The sequence below is a fragment of the Clostridia bacterium genome (assembly GCA_017410375.1).
Classification (GTDB): Bacteria; Bacillota; Clostridia; order RGIG6154; family RGIG6154; genus RGIG6154.
In genome coordinates this window covers 60,299-81,971 of the sequence record JAFQQW010000066.1, presented here as the reverse complement: position 1 = coordinate 81,971, position 21,673 = coordinate 60,299, and the positions used below count along the sequence as shown (strand labels likewise).

The window sequence follows — 21,673 nt, the reverse complement described above, 5'->3', positions numbered from 1 at the left end:
CTTATGGAGGAATGTCATGAGATTTTACGAGAATCCCGATGCTGTGTACGAAAACAGAGAACCGCAACGGGCATACTATATTCCCAAAAACGAAGGGGCATATACACTTTTAAACGGAAAGTGGAAGTTTAAGTATTACAAGCGGGATATTGATGTGGAAGATACAATATCCGACTGGGCGCAAATCGACGTGCCGTCCTGCTGGCAGATGCACGGATATGGGATTGGTAACGGAGAAGTCATATATCCGAACGCGTCCTATATGTTTGCAGTAGATCCGCCGTATGTGCCCAACGAAAATCCCTGCGGTGTATATGAGCGCGAATTTGAAATTCAAAGCACCGAACGGGAAACATATATCGTGTTTGAAGGCGTATGCTCTTGTGTAAGTTTATATCTTAACGGCAAATATGTGGGATACAGTCAGGGCTCGCATCTGCAGGCGGAATTTAACATTACAGATTATGTGAAAATGGGCACAAATACCGTAACTGCAAAGGTTCTTAAATGGTGTTGCGGAAGCTATCTGGAGGATCAGGACTTTTTAAAGTTTAACGGTATTTTCAGAGATGTATACCTTCTGTCGCGCCCGAAGGGACATATTAAAGACATTGAAATCACAACCGATAAAAACGACATAAATGTCCGTTTCGAGGGACAGGCGAAGGTTTCGCTTTACGACAACGGGAAGCTTTTGGATACCAAGGATGCCGAAAATTTCGTAAGCTTTACGGTGGAAAATCCGGTACTCTGGAATGCGGAAAAACCATATTTGTATGAAGTGGTGTTTGAATATCAAAACGAAATTATTTCGCAGAAAACAGGCTTCAGAACCATTGAGATTTCGCCCCTTGGCGAATTGCTGATTAACGGCACCTCTGTGAAGCTCAAAGGCGTAAATCATCATGATACACATCCTGTAAAGGGCTGGTCGGTAGACTTAGAAGATGACTTAAAGGATTTGCAGTTGATGAAAAAGCTAAACATCAACACCATCAGAACATCCCATTATCCGCCACACCCGAGATTTTTGGAATTGTGCGACGAGCTTGGGTTTTATGTGATTCTGGAAAACGACCTTGAAACGCACGGGTTTGTGTTCCGCACACCGAGCTTTTCTGCGTATGACAGCGATAATCCGTTCTGGACCTGCAACCGTCCCGAATGGAAAGAGGCGTATATGGAACGAATCATCCGCACCGTTGAACGCGACAAAAATCATGCGTCTGTTATCATATGGTCAACGGGAAACGAAAGCGGATATGGCAAACACCATGCAAGTATGGTGGACTGGATACATGAACGGGATAAAACAAGACCTGTTCATTGCGAGGACGCCACAAGAATCGGGTTTCCGAATCATGTGGATATCCATTCACAAATGTATCAGTCCATTGAGGATATGAAAAAATATACCGAGAATGAAGAGGACAAAAGACCGCATTTTCTTTGCGAATACGCACATGCTATGGGCAACGGTCCGGGGGATATATTTGATTACTGGGAGCTTATCTACAGCCATCCGAAACTGATTGGCGGTTGCATCTGGGAATGGGCAGACCATGTAATTTTAAAAGATGGCATTCAGAAGTACGGCGGTGATTTTAATGACCCGCTCAGCTGCGGAAGATTCTGTGCCGACGGACTTGTTTTTGCAGACAGAAGCTTCAAAGCCGGCACCCTGGAAGCAAAAGCGGTATATCAGTATATTCAAACAGAGCTTTCGGGCACAACACTTACCGTTACCAATTTATATGACTTTACAAACTTAAATGAATACGTGCTGAAAATGGAAGTGCAGGCAGACGGCAAAACCGTCAGCGAGAAGGAAATGGTTTTGGATTTACCGCCTAAAGCAACCACAGAAATTGCGCTTGATTTGGAATTGCCTTTACAATGCGAATATGGTTGCTATGTTACAGTACGGCTTTATGATAAGGTCGGATACGAAACTGCGATTTGTCAGCATGCATTAAATGCCACAGTAACTTCATATGAAAACCACTCCGGCTTTGCAAGCATTACCGAGGACGAAAAGAAGATTTATATAACAGGTAAGCATTTTGCGTATACCGTATCTAAGAGCCATGGCAACCTGGAAAGCATGATTATAAACGGCAAACAACAGCTTTGCGATATTGTAAAGCTTACAGCCTGGAGAGCGCCGACAGACAACGATGTGTTCATAGCCAAAAAGTGGGGACCGTTAAACCATCACTGGAGCTATGATCGCGGTGAGTGCCTGGATCTGCTTTGTACAAATGTGTATGACTGCCGTGTACAAAACGGGATGGTTGTGGTAAAAGGCTGTCTTGCAGGTATGAGCCATATGCCGTTTTTCAGATACACCCTGACATTTACCTTCTATGCAGACGGAACGGTCAATGTGGATTTAAAGGGGGATGTGCGTGAAGATTGCATTTGGTTGCCAAGACTTGGCTTTGAATTCAAAACACCCTATGAAAATGACGCGTTTACCTATTATGGAATGGGTGAGCATGAAAATTATATTGATATGTGTCACCATGCCACAGTCGGCATATACAACAGCGACGCGGATGCAGAGTATGTAAACTATGTTTATCCGCAGGAACACGGCAATCACACAAAAACCAAATGGCTTCAGATGAAAAATGGTTTGAAATTCCGCACAAACGAGGCATTTGAATTTGCTGTTTCTCATTATGATACATACAATTTAACCGAAGCTGAGCATCCCCACGAGCTTACAAAGGATAACAGCACAAACATACGGATTGATTACAAGGTATCGGGCTTAGGCTCAAACGCTTGCGGAAGCGAGCTTGCCGAGAAGTATCGGCTAAACGAAAAGGAGATTCACTTTAACTTCTTTATCGGCTGAATAAAATACAGGCAAGGTGAAGAAAAAAGCATCTGCTTATAAAAATGTTTGCACCAAGGCTTTTGCCTTGTTTGCATAGCTCAGATAATGAAATCCCGTTATCATCCGGGGCAGCAAAGGCGTTGCTAACCTTTGTCTGAAAACATACTCAACCGTTCTTATCTGTGCTAAATATAAGGAAAATTCCACTTTCTCTTTTAAAATACTGTCTTCCTGACCAAAAGACAGCAACCGGGAAGGGTGCAGGACGCGTCATCCTGCTTCAGGAATTTTCTGATTTGACGCAGGCATGTACAATCCATAAGATATATGCTAAACGAATTGTACAAGAAAATGATTTTGGAATTTTAAAAAGAATTCCGATAAAAATATATAAAAAAATTACATAAGGAGTGAGTTTTGCATGTTTAAAAAAGCACTGAGCATGGTTTTGGCATTGGTAATGGTTTGTACCATGATTCCTGCATTTACAATAAATGCTTTCGCTGAAACTGTAGCAGATGATGTGTATACCGAGGGTATACCGTATCTCCGTAAAATGATAAACGGCTTAGACGAAAACGGCACACCCAAAAATGAGCCTATCGCTTTGCCGGACAGCTTTGCATTCAATGCGGAGCCGGAAAATGCAACGGCTGCAGATTTGCCGGGAGATGGTGAATTAACTTATCTTCTGGTTGCATCGACCAATCCTTCCAAATCCAATTTTACAGGGGAAATGACATCCTGTAATCTGAACAACCCCATTTTGCAGGACACAAATGCAAAAGGCGTTCGGCAGACCGCCGATGTAAATGCGACCATTATTGTTCCGGGGAATGAGCCTCAGGAATTTCAGCTGGTTACCATCGCGCGCTCTCCTTATCTCAGCAATTATGCCGGTACCGTTGATGTTTATATTGATGGTGAGCTGGAGGACGATGCTTTAGGTGGCGGTCACGTTTCTGCAAATTATATGGTAGATGCAGGGTATGATAACGGGTACACGGAATATGTGCATGGTGATTACTGGGCGCTAAATCCTCGTTGGGACTGGGGTAAAACCGTTACCTTAGAGCCTGGCGTGCATACCGTTCATATCGAAGTAACCAACGGCTCCGGTGCAGGCTTTTACGGCTTAATTCTGTCTACCGCAACCGGCTATGACTGGACCAAAATTACACAGCTTAATAACTATTATGGCGGCTCACAGGTTAACTGCACAGAATTTGCAAACACCTTTGGCGAAGCCGGATTGATTGATTTTACTGCACCTGAAGCAGTATCCGGCGTAGAGGTGCAGGCGAGATATACCGAGTCAACCCTTACATGGGCTGCAATCTCTGAAAATGTTGCTTACAATGATGCATACGCCTATGAAGTTACCGTTTCGGGTAATGGCTATGAAGAAACCTTGACAGTTGTCGGCGAAGAGGCTTCTTTTGAAGGCATGCCGTCCGATACCGAATATACCTATACTGTTTCCGCAATGGATATGGTGGGCAACAAAGGTAATGTTGCGACAGGTACTTTCAGCACTTTAAGCGCAGCAGATTCGGACGAAGCGTATTTTGATTCGGATGCGGAAATGTCGGCTTTTAATGTACAGACAACCGGTATGACCATTGCCTGGTCCGAAGCATTGCTTGGCGCGGAGGCATCGGGCGAAATCGGGTATGCTGTTTATGTCAATGACGAATATTTTGGCGAAACAACAGCCACTTCCATGGAAATTATCGGCTTGAATGCAGAAACAGAATACGAATTTAAGGTTATTCCGACACTGAACGGTGCGGAAGGCACATTTTCTGTTTTAACAGGGAGATTTTTAACGGGTGAGCTGACCTATAGTGCGGTAAATGCAGGCCCATTGCTTGCCTTTGAAACTGCAAACAGTGGCAACGGCTGGTCAGGAAATGTGACCGATTCCTCTTTAAGTGCCGGTGCAATGCGTGGCCGATACTGGAATTCTCCCGATGAAGCGGCAACCATCGGCGAGGGCGCACCTTGCTACTTTGTGGGTAACAATAATAGTGCCGAACAATCCGCAACCGTAAACCTTACAGAAGACGGAAACTATTATGTAGTAATCCGTACAGCGGTCTGGAAGGACGGCAACGACAGACACGTTGAGATTAAAATTGATGGCACCGCAGTACAGGCAAATGCTGTAGAAGGCATTAAATTTGGTGGCTGGGGCGGCGGCAATAATGAGCCGGTTTATTCCGACTATACCATGTTTAATGATTACGCAGAAACACCTGTTACTTTAACCGCAGGCACCCATACCTTGTCCGCAAAAACCAAAAACGGCTGGATTCGTATAGATTATGTGGGTTTGGTAAAAGAAGCGGACTATAACAACGATAACGTAGCCAATAATGAAGATATTGCCTGGTTGCTAGAAAACGTTTTAAATTCCAAGGCAGGGGTTATGAATTTCTATGGCTTTGGTATGATGGATGCAGAAAATGTGTCTATGGAGCTTAACGATGCCAACGAAATTGAAGTAACCTGGAGCCCGAAAGAAACGGCAGAAGGCAACAAGGACCTTACCTTTGAGTTGTATATCAACGGACGCAAGACAAAGACATATGATTATCAGGGCAGAAAACACACTTATACGATGTCCACAGACCCGGAAAACGGCGGTATCGGCATTGGCGACAATGTGGTGAAACTGGTTGCCAAAAACGGTGACGAGGTGCTCTGCACAGCAGAGGAGACCTTTACGTTCTCCGCAGAGGATATGACCACAGCTTATTTCAATGGTGCTGTGCTTGAAACGCCTTACAATAAAACAACTTCTTACGAAGATATGGCGCAAGCTCTGGCTTTGGACTGGACAGATGCCGTTTCAAACAGCGGTGCATTCAACGGCTCTTATAACGTATATGTAAACGACGAGCTGATTGCCAACACCACCGTATCTGAATACGAAATTACAGGGTTAACGCCCGGCACAGAATATGCAATTAAGATCGCAATTGTAGAAAACGGCGAAGTGCTGGATTCTTCCGTTACGGCTTTAACCGGAGTTTTTACCACTGCAAACATTCCAAAAGTTTCGCTGGCAAGCGAAGCAGACGAGACACAAGCCGTTTTGCAGATTACCGATATGTTTGAAGCCAAGGACTATGAAATTGCTTTGTACAGCTCGGCGGCAGACTGGACCTTAAATGACAATGGCACGGTCACCCTGAACAAATTACTTCCGGGTACTAAGTATGAGGTAACCGTTAAATCCACTATTTCCTCTCCTTATGCGGATGAAGCGGTTACCTATGTGCATGATAAGTTCAGCTTTACCACAGCCGGAGAAGCGGTTGGCGAGGCGACTTATACAAGCGGTCTGCCGATTATCAACGGCAATCTGGCAAAAGCCCAGGGCAAGCTCGGGGATGATACAAGCTCTCCGACCAATAACGGCAAGTGGAATTATAATTCCGCTGACTCTTATAAGGGTATATTCGGCTCAGCAGGTGTGCCCATGCTCTATATCAATGCAGGTAACTCTGTAACACTTACGGTTGAAAGTCCTATGGAGCTTCAGTTGTATCTCGGTGCGCAGCTTTATTGCTATGCGGCAGGTCGTTATGTTGACGTTTCTGTAAACGGTACAAATGTTGCAAGACTCAGCGCCACCAGCATGAACGAAAGATTCGTGTCAGATGTGCCCGTTACTTTGCATGAAGGTGCAAATGAAGTCACCCTGACAGGTGGCGGCGCCATTGTACGTTTTGACCATATGGTATTTATTCCTGCAGAGTCCAAGCAGGAGGCTTTAAATAAATATACTGCGGCAAATACTGTCGATTTGCTCGAATCGTCATTCGGTCAGCCAACTGCCGTCATTTCCGAAGCCAATGTTAAAGTGACACAGCTTGGTACCGAATCTATTCTGGTAAACTGGATTCCCAATGACGTGGCAAAAGATATGACCGTACTCTATGAGCTTACCTTAAACAACGGCAGACCTGTTGTTTTGAGAAATAATGCAAGAAGATATATCTTCTCGTCAGAAGACGGATTGAAAACAGGTACAAATACACTTGAATTTGTGGCAACCGACGAAGCAGGAAACGAAGTGGTGATTACCAAGACCATAGAAATTGAAACCCTGCTTCAGATTCAGGTTTCGGAGGTTATGGATGAGCAGGATACCGACCTGGTGGATTCTGTTACCATTACAGCCACCAATCCGACGGGTACAGCAAAAACAGTTACCATTATGGCGGTTGTTTACAAAGGAAACCGTGCAATTGAGAAGCATGTAAAAACGGTAGACTTGCTTCTTGCCGAGACCGCAACATTTGATCTGGAAAACCATGCAAAGGCAATTAAACCGTTGATGAAACTTTCATCGGCACAAACGCAGGTTAAGTATTTTGTATTGGATATGACAAACAACGCATATCTCCCCCTTGAAATCAATTATTAAACAAAAAGGACAGCCCGCATTGCGGGCTGTCTTTTTGTTTTGCACCCATCGTTGCTTCGGTGTGCATTGCATTATTTAATAAGTTATTTGCCAAAAAAGAACCGATAGCTGATTTTGTATCAACTATCGGTTCGTTATTTATTATCCTTGAAGTCTTTATACAGTGGGCTTTTTCTTTGCTAAAGAGGACGTAAAAGGCAAATTATATGTCGCAAAAATCAACATCTGACCATGTTTTTACAACATTTATCACTTGTTATATAAGTACTTATTTGCTATAATAAAGAAAAAAGGGGGCGCTTGACTTTGAAAAAATGGATATGCACGGTGTTATGTTTATGTTTGTTGTGTACAGATGTCACGCTTATATTTGCTGAAAATGAAGCGATTATTGTGACGGTGAATGACAGTGGATACAGCGAATCGGATGGGAAATGGAGAGACAGCGGGCTTGCGGGGTATGACGGGCAGAAGAGCCGTTATGCGGTGCAGGAGGATGATACAGATGAATATGCGACCTTTTCGGCTAAACTGCCTACGGGGAATTATCGCGTATACTATTGGAATATTGTACATAGTGTAGGGCATAAATCACCGAAGCTTACGGTTACCCACGCGGAGGGAAAAACAGAGTTCACATTCAGCAACACCACCGGTGTGGATGGGTTTCTGGATTTAGGTGTGTACAGCTTTAAAAAGTCAAAAACTGCGGAGGTTACGGTTTCCAAATCCGGGAACGGGACCATTCGTGCCAGTGCTGTAAAATTTGTACCGACAAATGAACCTGCAGCACCTGCGATTGAGCTGAAAATCGATCCTGCATCGGCACCGGATGTTGAGCCGGAGGCAAAGGGTGTGTTTGATTATGTTTTCACACCGAAAGAAAAGGAAAAACCCGAAATATCAGTAGAAATCAACGGCGTTCCGCAAAAATACGACCAGATGCCTATGCTTGTGAACAACCGCACTCTGGTACCGTTACGCGGAATTTTTGAAGCACTTGGTGCAAAAATTGAATGGAATGACGCAACACAAACCGTAACAGCAGAACTGCCCTCGACCAAGCTTTCGCTGACTATAGGTGAAACAGAAGCAACGGTAAACGGTCAAACGGTTACCCTTGATCAGGGTGCAATGCTTTCGGACAACGGAAGAACTATGGTACCTGTCCGGTTTATTGCGGAAAGTGTCGGTGCAAAAGTGGATTGGGAGGATACAACCCAAACCGTTATCATTACAAAAGAAAACATAGGCTCCGATTTTACTGCGGTTTATGTAAAGGATTTCGGTGCGGTGGGAGACGGCAAAACAGACGACGGACCTGCCATTCAAAAGGCGATTGACAAGGCTGTTGCAGAGGGCTACGCGAAAGTTGTGTTTGAACCGAATGCAACGTATTTTACGGGAGAGTTGCATGAAAGATGGCCGTATTTCGTGGTAAAAGATGCAAAGCAGGTCGTTTTGGAGGGAAATAACGCAACCATTTTAGTGTCAAGAACCAACACGGCGCTTGCTTTGGATAGCTGTTCTAATCTGATTGTCAGAGATTTATTTATTGACCATGTGACACCGACTTACTTCCAGGGTGAGGTTGTTGGTGTGAATACCGAAAAAGGCTACATCGACGTGCAAAAAGAGGGTGTATATCCTGCTCCGCCTTTGGGAGAGGGAAGCGAAATTGCCGGCGGTGGTGGCTTGCATGGCATGATTTTTGATAAGCAAACCGGATATCGCGAGCTTACACACATGTCTGACCATTTCAAATGTGCATCTATTGAGGAAGTGTCTAACGATGTATACAGATTTTATATTGCATCCGCAAATCAGAATTTGCTTCCGTATATAAAAACGGGTCATATTATAACGCATGGCAACGCTACAAAGTATTATCCGCAGGAAAATATCATGGCACGCGGATATATGCCTGCCGGTAATATCGTGATTACCGGGTGCAGGGATGTAAGACTCGAAAATGTTACGCTGTATTCTGCGATTACTATGGGCTTCAGAGTGTTTGACAATCTTGGAGATATTGCGTTCCTGGGTGTTAAGATTGAGAGAAAACCCGGAACGACCCGTATGCTGGCAACACCTTCGGACGGCATTCATCCGAAAAACAACCGCGGTGCATTGATTTTCAAAAATTGCGAATTAGAGGCTTGTGCTGATGATATTCTGAGCATCAGCACCAAGGATGAGAAAATCAAAACCAAAATTGATTCAACTACATTTGAATTACAGACTACAGATGATGCATATTACAATTATCATATTTATGAGGGCGATGAACTGCTTTTCATCAACCGCACCACCGGCAAGATTTACGGAGAAGCTGTTGTGGCTAATGTGGTAAGAAACGAAGACAAGCGTTCCAACACCGTCACCATTGACCGGGAAATTGCAGGCGTAAGCGATGCGACCAATATGAGCAAGATTTATGTCATGAACCAGACGGCAAATTCTTCCGGCACTATCATTGAAGGCAATGTATTCAGACCGGTTATGCGTCACGCAATGCTGCTCCGTATTGCAAACGGCACCGTGAAAAATAATTTGGTTGACGGTGTAGGCGGCGGCAAGGTCGGGGTTGCTGCAATGTGCGAAGGTAACACAGGTGTTGTAAACAGCAATCTGATTATTTCGGACAATACCTTTAAAAATATCAATCTATGGGGTATTCGTGTCGGGTCTGCACATTTTAATATTTACAAAAAAGGCGGATACCGGCAGAATATTCTGGTGCAAAACAACAGCATTGAAATGAACCGTGGCAACGCATTTCTTTCCGAAAACGGCAACGGCATACAATTCTTAAATAACAGCATTATTATGCATGTAACCGGTCAGGAAGATTATAATGCGATACAGATTGTAAACGGCACGGACATTGAGATTGACGGACTTAAACTGCAGGATAAAAGAGATACAGTTGACTGTGCGATCTCTGTAGAAAAGATGGCAGAGTCCCGAATAAAAATTTCCAACACGCAATTTGATTTGCGTGCGGATATGGAGTCCATACTTTATAAAGATTAACAAAAGAGGAATAAAGCAATGAAAGCAACAGGCATAAACGACAACAAAAAAATACAGGAACTCAAAGCTAAGAGGTTAATCCTGAAACGGAGCTTGCTGAATTATCAGCGCTTGCAAACAGAGCATTATACACCCGAAAATGTGTTTCGCAAAGCAAGTTATAACTGGTACGGAGACTGGGAAGGCAGAGCTATTTTAGCCCTTTCCCATGCAACCATGACCACCGGGGAAAGTATGGCGAATCTGCAAGAGATTATACGAAAGCTACCGATGCATTTCAATGAAAAGGGATATATGGGACCGGTTTATACAGACGGTGTAAAGGATGAGCAACAGCTTGCCGGACACAGCTGGCTGTTGCGCGGACTTTTGGCTTATGTGAAGCTTACCGGAGACGAAAAAGTCAAGGCACAGATTCAAACCATTATCGAAAACTTAGTTATGCAAACAAAAGGGTGTTATAAGCAATATCCTGCAGGCAGTACCGAAAGAGCAAGGCTCGGAGAAGCGATGGGAACAACGACACATGAAATCGCAAACGGCTGGAAGCTGTCTACCGATGTGGGATGCGCGTTTATTTTGCTGGACGGTGTAACAGATGTATACGACTTCTTTGGCGGTACAACACTTCGGGAACTGATTGAAGAGATGATTGCGCACTTTTTTAAGACGGATGTAGTGCAAGAGTCCTTTCAGACCCATGCGACCTTAACGGCATTAAGAGGCGTTTTACGGTTTATGAAAACCGAAAACACGACACGGTATCTGACACAGACTGTGGAAAGAATGCAGGCGTATGTGGAAAATGCCATGACAGAGAACTATCAGAATTACAACTGGTTCGGTGTGCCGAAAGCCACAGAGCCGTGTGCGGTTACAGATTCGTTTATTGTAGCATTGGAATTGTGGGAAATGACAAAGGATGCCGAGTGGCTTGATTTGGCAGAGAATATTTTTTATAATGGATTTCTTTCAAGCCAAAGAGATAATGGTGGGTTTGGCTGCGAATTATGCACGGGAGCGGATTTGGAAAGCGTGCATATTATACCTAAGTACTATGAGGCGTATTGGTGTTGCTCAATGCGTGGAGCAGAGGGTTTTCTTCGATATCTGGAAAAAAGTGTTTTGATTGAAGAAAATACTATTACTTTTCCCATATACAATTCCTTTTCGACAGAGCCGAAACACGATGCTGTAACTGGAATTAATCATGCAACCGATTATCCTTACCGTGGAAAAGGCGAAATTATAATTCGAACAAAAAAACACTTTGACGGAACAGTGCGTCTGTATATTCCGGAAAGCGCAACAAAATTTTCTGTTTCCGTAAACGGAAAAACTGTTTCTTTTTCTATTGAAAAAGGCTTTGCGAGTATTCCTGTTCAAACCAATGAGAAGATTACAATTCAATATAATTTTGAATTGACAGAGGGAAAGAAAAAGGCACTTCGTTATCCCGGATTTACCAAGCGAAAAGGAGTTTTAATCTTAGCAGAGGACAGAGAAAACAATGTTCCTCTTATGGACATCGGCATTACAAAGGATATGTGTGATATGGGTATTAAATATCAGGTTTTATATCCGGATATGTGATTTGTGAAATTATGAGGGAGTGCTTATGAGAAAGATATGTTTAATGATAATAATGACTATGTTGGCATTGATGTTAAGTATAACGACTGTGTTTTCGCAAGAACTAGAAACACTGCTTATCAAAGCAAGAAATTTTCAAGAAGATGAAAGAGGAGATTGGAGAATAGCTTTAAGCGGTACTGCATGGGATGGTGCTATGCTGGAAGGTTTAGCGAAAAACAAAGAAAATGCGGCAACAAAATATATATATCTGAAAAAAGACGGTGAATATATTATTTGGGCACATTCAAGAGATTACGGAGAAACAAAAGGTCCAAGATATTATCGGATTTTTGTAGACGATAAAATAGTTACGCATAGTGAAAATGCTGATAATTACTTTGGAGATGTAAAATCTGAAAACAATAATTTTGTATGGGAAAAAAGTCAAAAAACAGAATTGAAAAAAGGCTGGCATAAAATAAGTTTTTATACAGCAAACATGGAAGCGCGTTTTGATTCTATAGTAATAACAAGTGATAATTTATACACTCCTCCTGGAGCAAACACAACGGAATTTCAAGGAATGAGAGATTTGGTAAATCCTGTTTGGAATGAAAATCCGTTGAGTTATACCGGCATACAGCCGGACAGTGCGGTTGTGAGCTGGACATCAGCAACAGATAATAAAGGTGTATGTTTTTATCAAATATACAAAAATAACGAATTAGCAGATACGGTAGATGCAAGTGTGCACGAATATAAACTCGAAGGTTTAGAGCTTAATACTGATTATGATATAAAGATTGCGGCGTTTGATGCTGTCGGAAATAAATCGTTTACAGAATCAGTTAATGTACGCCTGGGAAGCAGCGATAAATATTCTATTCTTTCAGCAGCATGGAAAAAAGGCGGAGTAGAGGTCTGTGTCAGAAACAACTCAGATGAAGAAAGAAAAGCCATATTGATTACAGCCTTATATGCAGAGAACAGAATGCTGAAGAATATATCAATGCAAAACATAGATATAGAAATAAACAACAGAAATGTTTATGAGTTTGATATAGTGCCGAAACAAGATGAAACCGTAAAATTTTTTGTATGGAACGCAACGAAAGATATCATACCTGAAGCTCAGGTGTACGAATATTCACTTATTGACTCGTTGTTATTAAAACCTGTTCCTGACAAAACTGTAGTTTTATCATTTGATGATACATTGAAAAACCATTATACTATAGTGGCGCCTGAATTAGAGAAACGAGGATTTAATGCTACATTTTACATAACAGAATTTGACAGAGAAGAGTATGGAGCGGCGAATTATGAAGATGGCGTAAATAAAGGTATTTACATGTCATGGTCTGAAATCGCGGATTTAGACGACAGAGGTTTTGAAATCGGAAATCATGGATTGCATCATAGAGGATTCATAAATGAAGCAAATAATTTTGACGTCATTAAAGAAGATATAGAGGGATTGGAAGAGCGTTGCAAAACTTACGGGGTTACGTTGCCTACAACATTTGCGTATCCGGGGTTGCAAGTTACGCAGGAAGGAAAAGACTATCTGAAGCAGAAGGGGTATGTGTTTGCAAGAACAGCACATGCCGATGCCTATAATCCTTTAACTCAAGATCCGCTTGAGGTTAAAGCTGCAAACGGAACAGATTTATTTAACTATGACGCGTTTATTACGAAAGTTAGTTACGCAAAAAATGGTGAAATACCTGTTCTTATGTATCACGATGTTAATCAACACAATAAAGAAGCCTTTATCAAAACATTGGATTATTTGAAAGACAATGATTATTTGGTTTTATCATTGAGAGATTTAACCGAATTTATAGATGTCAAAAAGGCTTTATACGGAGAGGTATTAACAATACCGACAGTCTTTGGCGACAACATGGTGTTGCAAAGAGATAAAAATATTAAAATATGGGGAGAAACTTTAGCAAGCGAAGAAGTGGTAGTGACTTTAAACGATGTAAGAGCTACAACAACGTCAGATGCTTCGGGTGATTGGAGTTGTGATTTGCCTCCTCAACAAGCCGGCGGGCCATATACCCTTTCTGTAACTGCGGCAGGAGAAACAATAACATTCAATAATGTATTGATAGGAGATGTATTTGTTTGTTCGGGACAGTCGAATATGGCTTATTCCCTTTCAACTGTTGCAGACGCTGAAAATGAAATTAAACAAGCGGAAAATTATCCAAATGTCAGATTGTTTTGTCAGGATACGGGAGGAAGCAGTCTGCCGGAGATAAATGCGAAAAATGGGCGTTGGGAGATTTGTAATTCCGAGTCTGCTGAAAATTTTTCCGGATTAGGATATCTAATAGGTAAAAAAATGTATGATGCACTTGAGGAAGAAGTACCGGTAGGGATTTTATTTGCAGCACGAGGCGGAACAAGTATAGATTATTGGACAAGTGCAGAGGCAAAAAAGATGGCTGCCGAAATGAAAGGTTCAGCACAGGATGTATCGCGTTATAACTCGGGTGAATGTTTTAACCTTATGTTAAATCCTATGTTGGGATATCAGGCGAAAGCTTTTGTGTGGTATCAAGGTGAAAGTAATTCTGTAACAAAGGCGAGTGAATCGGAACAAAAAGAAACCGCAGAATTATATGAATACGCACTTTTATCTATGATTAAAGATATAAGAAATAAATGGAATGATCAAAGTTTACCATTTATTATAGTTCAGCTTCCTAACTATGAGAAAGAAACGTATGACTATAGTTATACAAGAGAAGCCCAGTATGATGTATGCAGTACAGATAATTATTCGTATATAGTATCAACGTTGGATATAGGTGACGATTACGATATTCATCCCAAAAACAAACAAGCTTTTGCAGATAGAATATGTCTATCATTACTGCAAAATATTTATGGAAACGAAATCATTTCAATACCGAGATTGAGTAATGTTAGCTTGAATGGTTCAATGGTTTCTTTGGTATTTGATAATGTCGGAGATGGACTAAGTATAGTGGGTAATGGTGGATTTGAAATTGCAGGTGGCGATGGAGTGTTCTATCCTGCAACAATTGAAATATCAAATAACACCGTGCGTCTTTTCAATTCGAATATAGACAATCCGGCTTTTGTGAGATATGCGCATATGAAAATACCAGTGGATTATGTTAGAAATTCACTCGATATTCCGATACCGGCATTTAGTTATACGTTAAATTAAGAAATGATGTTGATAAATACAAAAAGTCCGATTATTCACACAATGTGAATAATCGGACTTTTTGTACATATAGAACTCATAGAAAAATCCCTGAAAAAGGGTGCAAACACTGAAAAAGTCGAGTTATCCCCTTTTTTTCTTTCTGTATTGCAAAGGAGAGAGTTGTTTGGATTTTTTAAACGCTTTTGAAAAAGCAAGAGGGTCTGTGTAGCCTACATAGCTTGCAATTTCTGCAACAGATAAATCGGAGTGCTCTAACATCAGTGCGGCTTTGCTGATGCGGTAATTTAATAGATACTGCTGTGGAGACATGTTCAGCAGACTTTTGAACAGGTTGAAAAGATATGTGCGGTCAATATTGACAAAATCAGATATTTCAGCGACCGAAATATCTTCGGCATAGTGAATATCTATGTAACTTAATGCTTTTCTTAAATAGATCTCTTTTTGATTGGAAGGGATTTTTTTCTTAGGGGTATTTTTGGCATTTTCCAGTAACCGGGACATAATATGGTAAAAGTTTGCAATCTGTTCGGTCTCCTGTATCATGGGTGTGGCAGAAGGTGCATTTATCATGTCCCTAAAGAGCGGTTTTAATTCTTTTTTCAGACTGTAGCGCATAACGGGAGACTGTATTGTAAGTCCGATTGCATTCATATAGCTTTCAGCCTTTAAACCGTTAAATCCAACCCACACATAGGTCCAGGGATTCTGTTTATCCGCAGAATAAACGGTTGTTTGTCCCGGAACAATCAAAAATAGATCGCCCTGCCCAAGAGAATAGGTTTTGCCCTCGGCACAAAAGGTCCCCTTGCCGGATAAAATGTAATGCATAACATAATGCTGACGTTCACAGGGACCGTAGGTGTATTCAGGAATACACTCTTCAAATCCGCACTCATACAAGCTAAGATCTGCCGACGGATGATTGAAGATTTTATAACCGTAGCTGTAAATCATAATATCCCTCCTTTAAAATCAGTATAAAACACAAATTGAATTTTGTCAACATTTAACCATATTTTTACAACATTTACTACTTGTTGACCATCGGCGCATTTGGTATAATGGTAGTAGTAAAGAAAGGGTGTTATCTATGAAAAAAGCAAATTCATTCCTGTTATGTTTGATGTTGGTTTTGTCATGCGTGTTATCTGTGCAGGCAGAAACAACAAACGCGTCAGAAGGCAGTATTGTAATTGATGCGATTGCAGGGGCGGATTATTACACAGAAAGTTATACCGGAAGCGGAGCGGCGTGGACAAATACAACAAATGCCGATTATTATCTGGCAGGTAATGCTTCCAGAAGCTTAGGAGGTAATAACAGTGGTACAGCAACAATTGATATTGATGTTCCTTCTGCAGGCTTTTATAAAGTTGAATATGTACATGTGAAAGCAACGTTAGCACATAATTTGAAAATTACACATGGAGAAAAACAAGCTTCCGTTTCTATCCCCGGCGGCGGTTCATCAACCGCTTGGATGGATTTAGGTACATACTATTTTGAGGATAACGGCAGCGAAAAAATTGTAGCGGAATGTGTTTCGCAAGGTGATTCCTATGCAAGTTATCGCTTCCGTGTAGATGCTGTTCGTCTTACACCGATAGACTATATTATAGACGGTGTTCCCGGAAATGGCAGTTATTTTGAAGAACATTTGACAGGAAGCGGTTCTACATGGGCAAGTACTACCAATGCAGATTATTATCTTGAAGGTAGCTATGGCAGAAATTTAAACGGTACGAATACCGGTTCCGCAACATGGAAAACAAATGTGCCGGTAGCAGGGTTTTACAAGGTGGAATATGTACATGTTAAACTTACAATTGCACATGAGGTTGTGATAAAGCATAGCAACAAAGAAGAAACGGTTAACATCCCCAGTGGTGGCTCAACATCTGAGTGGTTAGAACTTGGCACATTCTATTTTAACGGAAATGAAACAGAAGCTGTAGTTGCTCAGAGAACAACAGCGGGAAGCGGAGCGAATTTGCGTGTAGATGCTGTGCGCCTTACGCCTATCGACTATTATGTTATAGACGGCGTTCCCGGCAACGGCAGTTATTTTGAAGAGCATTTAACAGGTAGTGGTGCTACATGGGCAAGCACTACATCTGCAGGCTATTATTTAGAGGGTAGCTACGGCAGAAACTTAAATGGTGCAAATACCGGATATGCAATGTGGAAAACAAGTGTACCGGAAGCAGGTTTTTATCAGGTTGAATATGTAAATGTCAGAATGACACTTCCGCATGAGGTTGTGATAAAGCATAATAACAAAGAGGAAAGTATAGATATCGCCAAAGGCGGCTCTGAATCCGTGTGGTTAGAACTTGGCACCTTCTATTTTAACGGCAATGAAACAGAAGCGGTTGTGGCAAAGCGGACGGAAGCCGGAAGTGGTGCAAACCTTCGTGTTGACGCAATCCGGTATAAAAAAGTCGAAGCCGAGGGTGTGCTGCAATTTGAAACGGTAAGCGGAAAAGTGGAAAATGGGAAAGTTTCTGTTTCGGCTTCCGTGAACAACGAAAAACAGGCATCAGGAATTGTAGTTGCAGGCTTTTATAAAGACGACGAAATGGTTGATGTGGATTACCTGTCGGAAAGAATAGTGAAAACCGGCTTGGAAGTGTATACATTTGAAAGCGAAGAAACGGATATTGACCAAATCAAAATATTTGTATGGGAATCTATGACAACCATGGTTCCGATGTTGCAGCAGTATGAATTAACGGTTATAAACGGCGTTGTTTCTCCTGTTGCAAAGGCTTCCGAATTTGGTGCGCTTGGTGATGGTGTAACAGATGATGGCCCGGCTTTAGCCCGGGCTTTTTCTTCCATACAAAATGGTGGTGTCTTAAAGCTGGACCCCGGTAAAAACTATTTTGTAGAAACAAAAGATGGAATTCCGAGCTATTTTGTGTTGGATGGGTATAAAAATGCAACCATAGACGGACAAGGGGCAACACTGACCTTTACCCGTGGCAACACACCGTTTTTGCTTCAGAATTGTGAAAATGTTACATTAAAAAACTTAAAAGTTGATTATAATGAGCTAACATATTTTCAGGGGCAGATTTTGGCAGTAGATAGTGAAAACTATAGTATTGATGTGCTGTTGGAGGATGGATATTTAGCTGCGCCGATTGGCACAGGAACGCAGGTTTCGGGCGGTGGCGGTTTGCACGGCATGATTTTTGACACCGAAACGAAAGCGAGAAGAATCACCGGAGGACATTTAGATCATTTTAAAGCATCTGAGATAGAGGAAGTTGACGCTGATACATTCCGTTTTACATTTAGCGAAAGCTACCGGGATCAATTTGAAGGCATTTTTGTCGGGGATACTGTAACATACGGAATGGGCAAAAATATTCCTTCTCCGGCAGGGGATTCGGGCAAGCTTGCGGCAGGCGCTGTGCTTGTTACCAAAAGCAGTGACATTACTTTTAAAAATGTAAGCCTTTATCGCTCTCTTATCATGGGGTATGTAGTGTATGATAATGTTGGTGATATTTGCTTTGACAGCGTTCGTATTGAGCCCAAGCCCGGCACAACCGGGATGCTTTCCACCTGTTCGGACGGGATTCATGCGAAAAACAACCGAGGGAGTGTGAATATTCAAAATTCCTATATCGAGGCGTGCGGTGATGATTTGATTTCAGTAAGCACCAAGGACGAGGTGATTAAAGAAATGGTCGACACCAAAACCTTTGTATTGCAATCTACGGAAATTGTTTATTATTTTTACGCTATACAAGAAGGGGACACTTTGCAGTTTGTGGACAAAGAAAACGGTAAAGTGTTAGGGACAGCAGAAGTTATCTCGGCAGAGGCGGATGCTTCGAAGCGAACGCATCAGGTTGTGTTAGATGCTGAAATTCCGGGTCTATCAGATTATGACAACCTTGAAAATATCAGAGTCATTAATCAGTCGGCAACCTCGAGGGGTACAGAAATTACAGGCAACACATTGATTCCCGTTTTCAGACACGCAATGCTTCTTCGGTTAAATGATGCACGGATTTTAAACAACAAGGTTTTGTCTAAGGGCAGTACCATAGGCATCAGAGTGCAGGACGAAGCAGGCGTAGGGCCTTTTTCCGAAAATGTAATACTTTCCGGTAATGAAGTAAACGGTACTTACTTGAGCGGGATAACGGTCGGAAAAACAATGGGAGATGCAGAGCAGAACATCCAACTTGAAAACAACAAAATAAAACCGTCAGCCGGAAAAGGCATCCGACTGGAGTTCGCACACAAAATTATAATGGATAACAATTTCATAACCATGAATGCGGTGCAGAACGGAATGCCTGCGGTTCAGATTGAAAATTCTGCCGATGTTGATCTGGGAAGATTAACAATAACCGATACAAGACAAAACAGACCCCATTGGCTAGATAGCGATGGTTCTGACGTAAAGGCTGAAAATGTAATTGTTCAGCCATAGACTTGTTTGCACCAGGGTTAAAACCTTGTTTGCATAGCTCAGGTAATGAAATTCCCCTTGCCTAAAGGGGCGACAAAGAGGTTGCTAGCCTTTGTTGTAAAATATACTCGACCTTTCTTATCTGTGCTAAATATATGAAAATTCGGCATTCTTTGACCGAAAAATCTAACCAACTTTTCGGTCTTCCTAACCAAAAGACAGCGACAAAGAAATGTCGCAAGGCCCGTCACCTTGCACCGGATTTTCTTGTTTTGACGGTACAATGTATGCATAATCCATGAGGTGCATACAAAAAGGACAGCTCGCATTGCGGGCTGTCTTTTTATAGTGCAGTTGAAGTTATCGGGTATCGCTTTTATTGTTCTTTTGTGATAGAATTTTAGTATTACCACTTTTGCTGTCTGATGTGTTATAATACCATTGAGGTGATGATGTGGGAATTGCGATAAATGCATTAACAATCATAACAGGTTCTCTTTTTGGAGGTATCTTCAGAAAACATATAAAATTTAAAAATTTCACGGTGTTTGGTATTGCAATCATGATTATCAGCATGGTGGGATTTTTTGAAAACATATTTGATGTGAACGGAATGGTGTTAAAAAGCAACGATTTACTTGTAATTGTTTTTGCGCTGATTGTCGGAACAATAGCAGGGGATTCCATTCAGTTGGAATCAAAAATTTCAAATCTGTCAAGCTTTGCAAATGGCAGCTTTACCGGTTTTATGGATGCGACAATATTTTTTGGCGTTGGCGGCATGCAAATATGCGGACCGATTCTGCTGGCAACGGTTGGCGACAACAGCCAGCTGATTTTAAAAAGCATTATAGATTTCCCGTTTGCTTTGATGTTTGGTGTCAGCTACGGCAAAAAGGTTTTATTTTCATCCGTGCCTGTGGCATTGGGGCAGGGTATTATTGTTTTGCTGACAATGCTGTCCAAAACATTTTTTGATACAATGGTTATCAAACAATTGTGCGCAATGGGGTACATTATTTTGTTTTTTTCCGGCTTCAATCTCATTTGCGCAAGCAAATATAAGATAAACAATATAAATATGCTTATCGGAATTTTTATCATATTGCTTTATAATGTAATACTCAGATTATGGAGGTAGATGTAGATGACAATACAACAATGCAAATATGTTCTGGAAATATTAAAAATGGGGTCCTTTAACGAGGCGTCCAAAACCCTTTATATCGCACAGTCAAGCTTATCTGCCGCTGTCAAAGCGCTTGAATCGGAGCTGAACATAAAAATTTTCGAGCGCTCCAACAACGGTGTTTGCCTTACAAGTGACGGTGCGGAGTTTGTCAGGTATGCTTCCCAGATTATTGAACAGAACAATTTGATACTTGCCAAATATAACTCAGATCAAAGATGCAAAAAGCTGTATATCGCAACACAGCATTATGATTTTGTGGCTGATATATTCGGGAAAATGTTAAATTTGGTTGCAGAGGATACCTATAAAATATCTTTGATTGAAACAAAGACATATAACGTCATCCATGATGTGGAAAGCGGGTATTGCGATATTGGAATTATTGCGATTAAAAACACGGATTTTGATATCATGAAACGAATTCTGACTAATAAAAAATTAAACTTTACCTCCGTACTGAAGACATTACCGCATGTATTTGTCAGAAAAGAGCATCCGGTTTGCAACAACAGCATTTTAACTTATGGCGAGCTGGCTAAATATCCGTTTGTTTCATACGAACAGGGAAACCATAATGTTTCCTTTTTTACTGAAGAAATTATGGAAATTTCGGATGTGAAGAAGCACATAGAAATCAGCGACAGAGCGAGTCTGATGAACGTGTTGCTGACCACCGACAGCTATACGGTAGGCACGGGGATTATGCCGTCCACCTTAAACGAAGGAAAAATTATCAGCATACCGCTCGAAAGCGATTCGTACTATAACATAGGTTACATCCTGCACACGGACAGAACACGCTCAGACCTTACAGAGTGTTTTATAAAAATGTTAGAAGAGTCAGCGGAGCAGGTATCAAAATCCTAAAAAAGAGGCTGTATTAAATTTACAGCCTTTTTTGCATAGTTACATCTGAATTCGGGATACTGAATAAGAGGTGA

Annotated in this window: 9 protein-coding genes; 8 read left to right on the top strand and 1 reads right to left on the bottom strand. The window is 41.6% G+C overall.

All coding sequences use genetic code 11. The annotated features are described in order from the left end of the window. Nucleotides 1-16 precede the first annotated feature (16 nt). The 5 genes from IJE10_10915 to IJE10_10895 all read left to right on the top strand — a co-directional run bounded on the left by IJE10_10915 (nucleotide 17) and on the right by IJE10_10895 (nucleotide 15,102). Complete coding sequence (locus IJE10_10915; GenBank protein ID MBQ2968614.1) at nucleotides 17-2,863, top strand: glycoside hydrolase family 2; 2,847 nt, start codon at nucleotides 17-19, stop codon at nucleotides 2,861-2,863. Nucleotides 2,864-3,266: 403 nt separating this feature from the next. Then, a complete protein-coding gene (locus IJE10_10910; protein MBQ2968613.1) occupies nucleotides 3,267-7,283 on the top strand; it encodes a hypothetical protein in 4,017 nt (1,338 codons plus the stop codon). Nucleotides 7,284-7,589: 306 nt separating this feature from the next. Next, complete coding sequence (locus IJE10_10905; GenBank protein MBQ2968612.1) at nucleotides 7,590-10,319, top strand: hypothetical protein; 2,730 nt, start codon at nucleotides 7,590-7,592, stop codon at nucleotides 10,317-10,319. 18 nt (nucleotides 10,320-10,337) lie between these two features. Then, on the top strand, nucleotides 10,338-11,912 hold the full coding sequence (locus tag IJE10_10900) for a glycoside hydrolase family 127 protein (GenBank protein ID MBQ2968611.1): 1,575 nt from the start codon (nucleotides 10,338-10,340) through the stop codon (nucleotides 11,910-11,912). 25 nt (nucleotides 11,913-11,937) lie between these two features. After that, on the top strand, nucleotides 11,938-15,102 hold the full coding sequence (locus IJE10_10895) for a polysaccharide deacetylase family protein (protein ID MBQ2968610.1): 3,165 nt from the start codon (nucleotides 11,938-11,940) through the stop codon (nucleotides 15,100-15,102). 123 nt (nucleotides 15,103-15,225) lie between these two features. Here IJE10_10895 and IJE10_10890 read toward each other — a convergent pair whose 3' ends face one another. Continuing rightward, nucleotides 15,226-16,062 (bottom strand): AraC family transcriptional regulator, encoded by an 837-nt coding sequence (locus IJE10_10890; GenBank protein ID MBQ2968609.1) that lies wholly within the window; start codon nucleotides 16,060-16,062, stop codon nucleotides 15,226-15,228. Nucleotides 16,063-16,198: 136 nt separating this feature from the next. Here IJE10_10890 and IJE10_10885 point away from each other — a divergent pair, with 136 nt between their 5' ends. The 3 genes from IJE10_10885 (at nucleotide 16,199) to IJE10_10875 (ending at nucleotide 21,599) form a co-directional block, all read left to right on the top strand. Beyond that, nucleotides 16,199-19,561, top strand: a complete 3,363-nt coding sequence (locus IJE10_10885; protein MBQ2968608.1) for a right-handed parallel beta-helix repeat-containing protein — start codon at nucleotides 16,199-16,201, stop codon at nucleotides 19,559-19,561. A 433-nt stretch (nucleotides 19,562-19,994) separates the two neighbouring features. Next, nucleotides 19,995-20,681 (top strand): DUF554 family protein, encoded by a 687-nt coding sequence (locus IJE10_10880; GenBank protein MBQ2968607.1) that lies wholly within the window; start codon nucleotides 19,995-19,997, stop codon nucleotides 20,679-20,681. 6 nt (nucleotides 20,682-20,687) lie between these two features. Continuing rightward, complete coding sequence (locus IJE10_10875) at nucleotides 20,688-21,599, top strand: LysR family transcriptional regulator (GenBank protein ID MBQ2968606.1); 912 nt, start codon at nucleotides 20,688-20,690, stop codon at nucleotides 21,597-21,599. Nucleotides 21,600-21,673: the final 74 nt, after the last annotated feature.

What these genes read in the sequence shown, in the direction of transcription:
- IJE10_10885 (MBQ2968608.1), top strand. Translation starts at nt 16,199, where the DNA reads ATGAAAAAAGCAAATTCATTCCTGTTATGTTTGATGTTGGTTTTGTCA.
- IJE10_10875 (MBQ2968606.1), top strand. Translation starts at nt 20,688, where the DNA reads ATGACAATACAACAATGCAAATATGTTCTGGAAATATTAAAAATGGGG.
- IJE10_10890 (MBQ2968609.1), bottom strand. Translation starts at nt 16,062, where the DNA reads ATGATTTACAGCTACGGTTATAAAATCTTCAATCATCCGTCGGCAGAT.
- IJE10_10910 (MBQ2968613.1), top strand. Translation starts at nt 3,267, where the DNA reads ATGTTTAAAAAAGCACTGAGCATGGTTTTGGCATTGGTAATGGTTTGT.
- IJE10_10915 (MBQ2968614.1), top strand. Translation starts at nt 17, where the DNA reads ATGAGATTTTACGAGAATCCCGATGCTGTGTACGAAAACAGAGAACCG.
- IJE10_10895 (MBQ2968610.1), top strand. Translation starts at nt 11,938, where the DNA reads ATGAGAAAGATATGTTTAATGATAATAATGACTATGTTGGCATTGATG.
- IJE10_10900 (MBQ2968611.1), top strand. Translation starts at nt 10,338, where the DNA reads ATGAAAGCAACAGGCATAAACGACAACAAAAAAATACAGGAACTCAAA.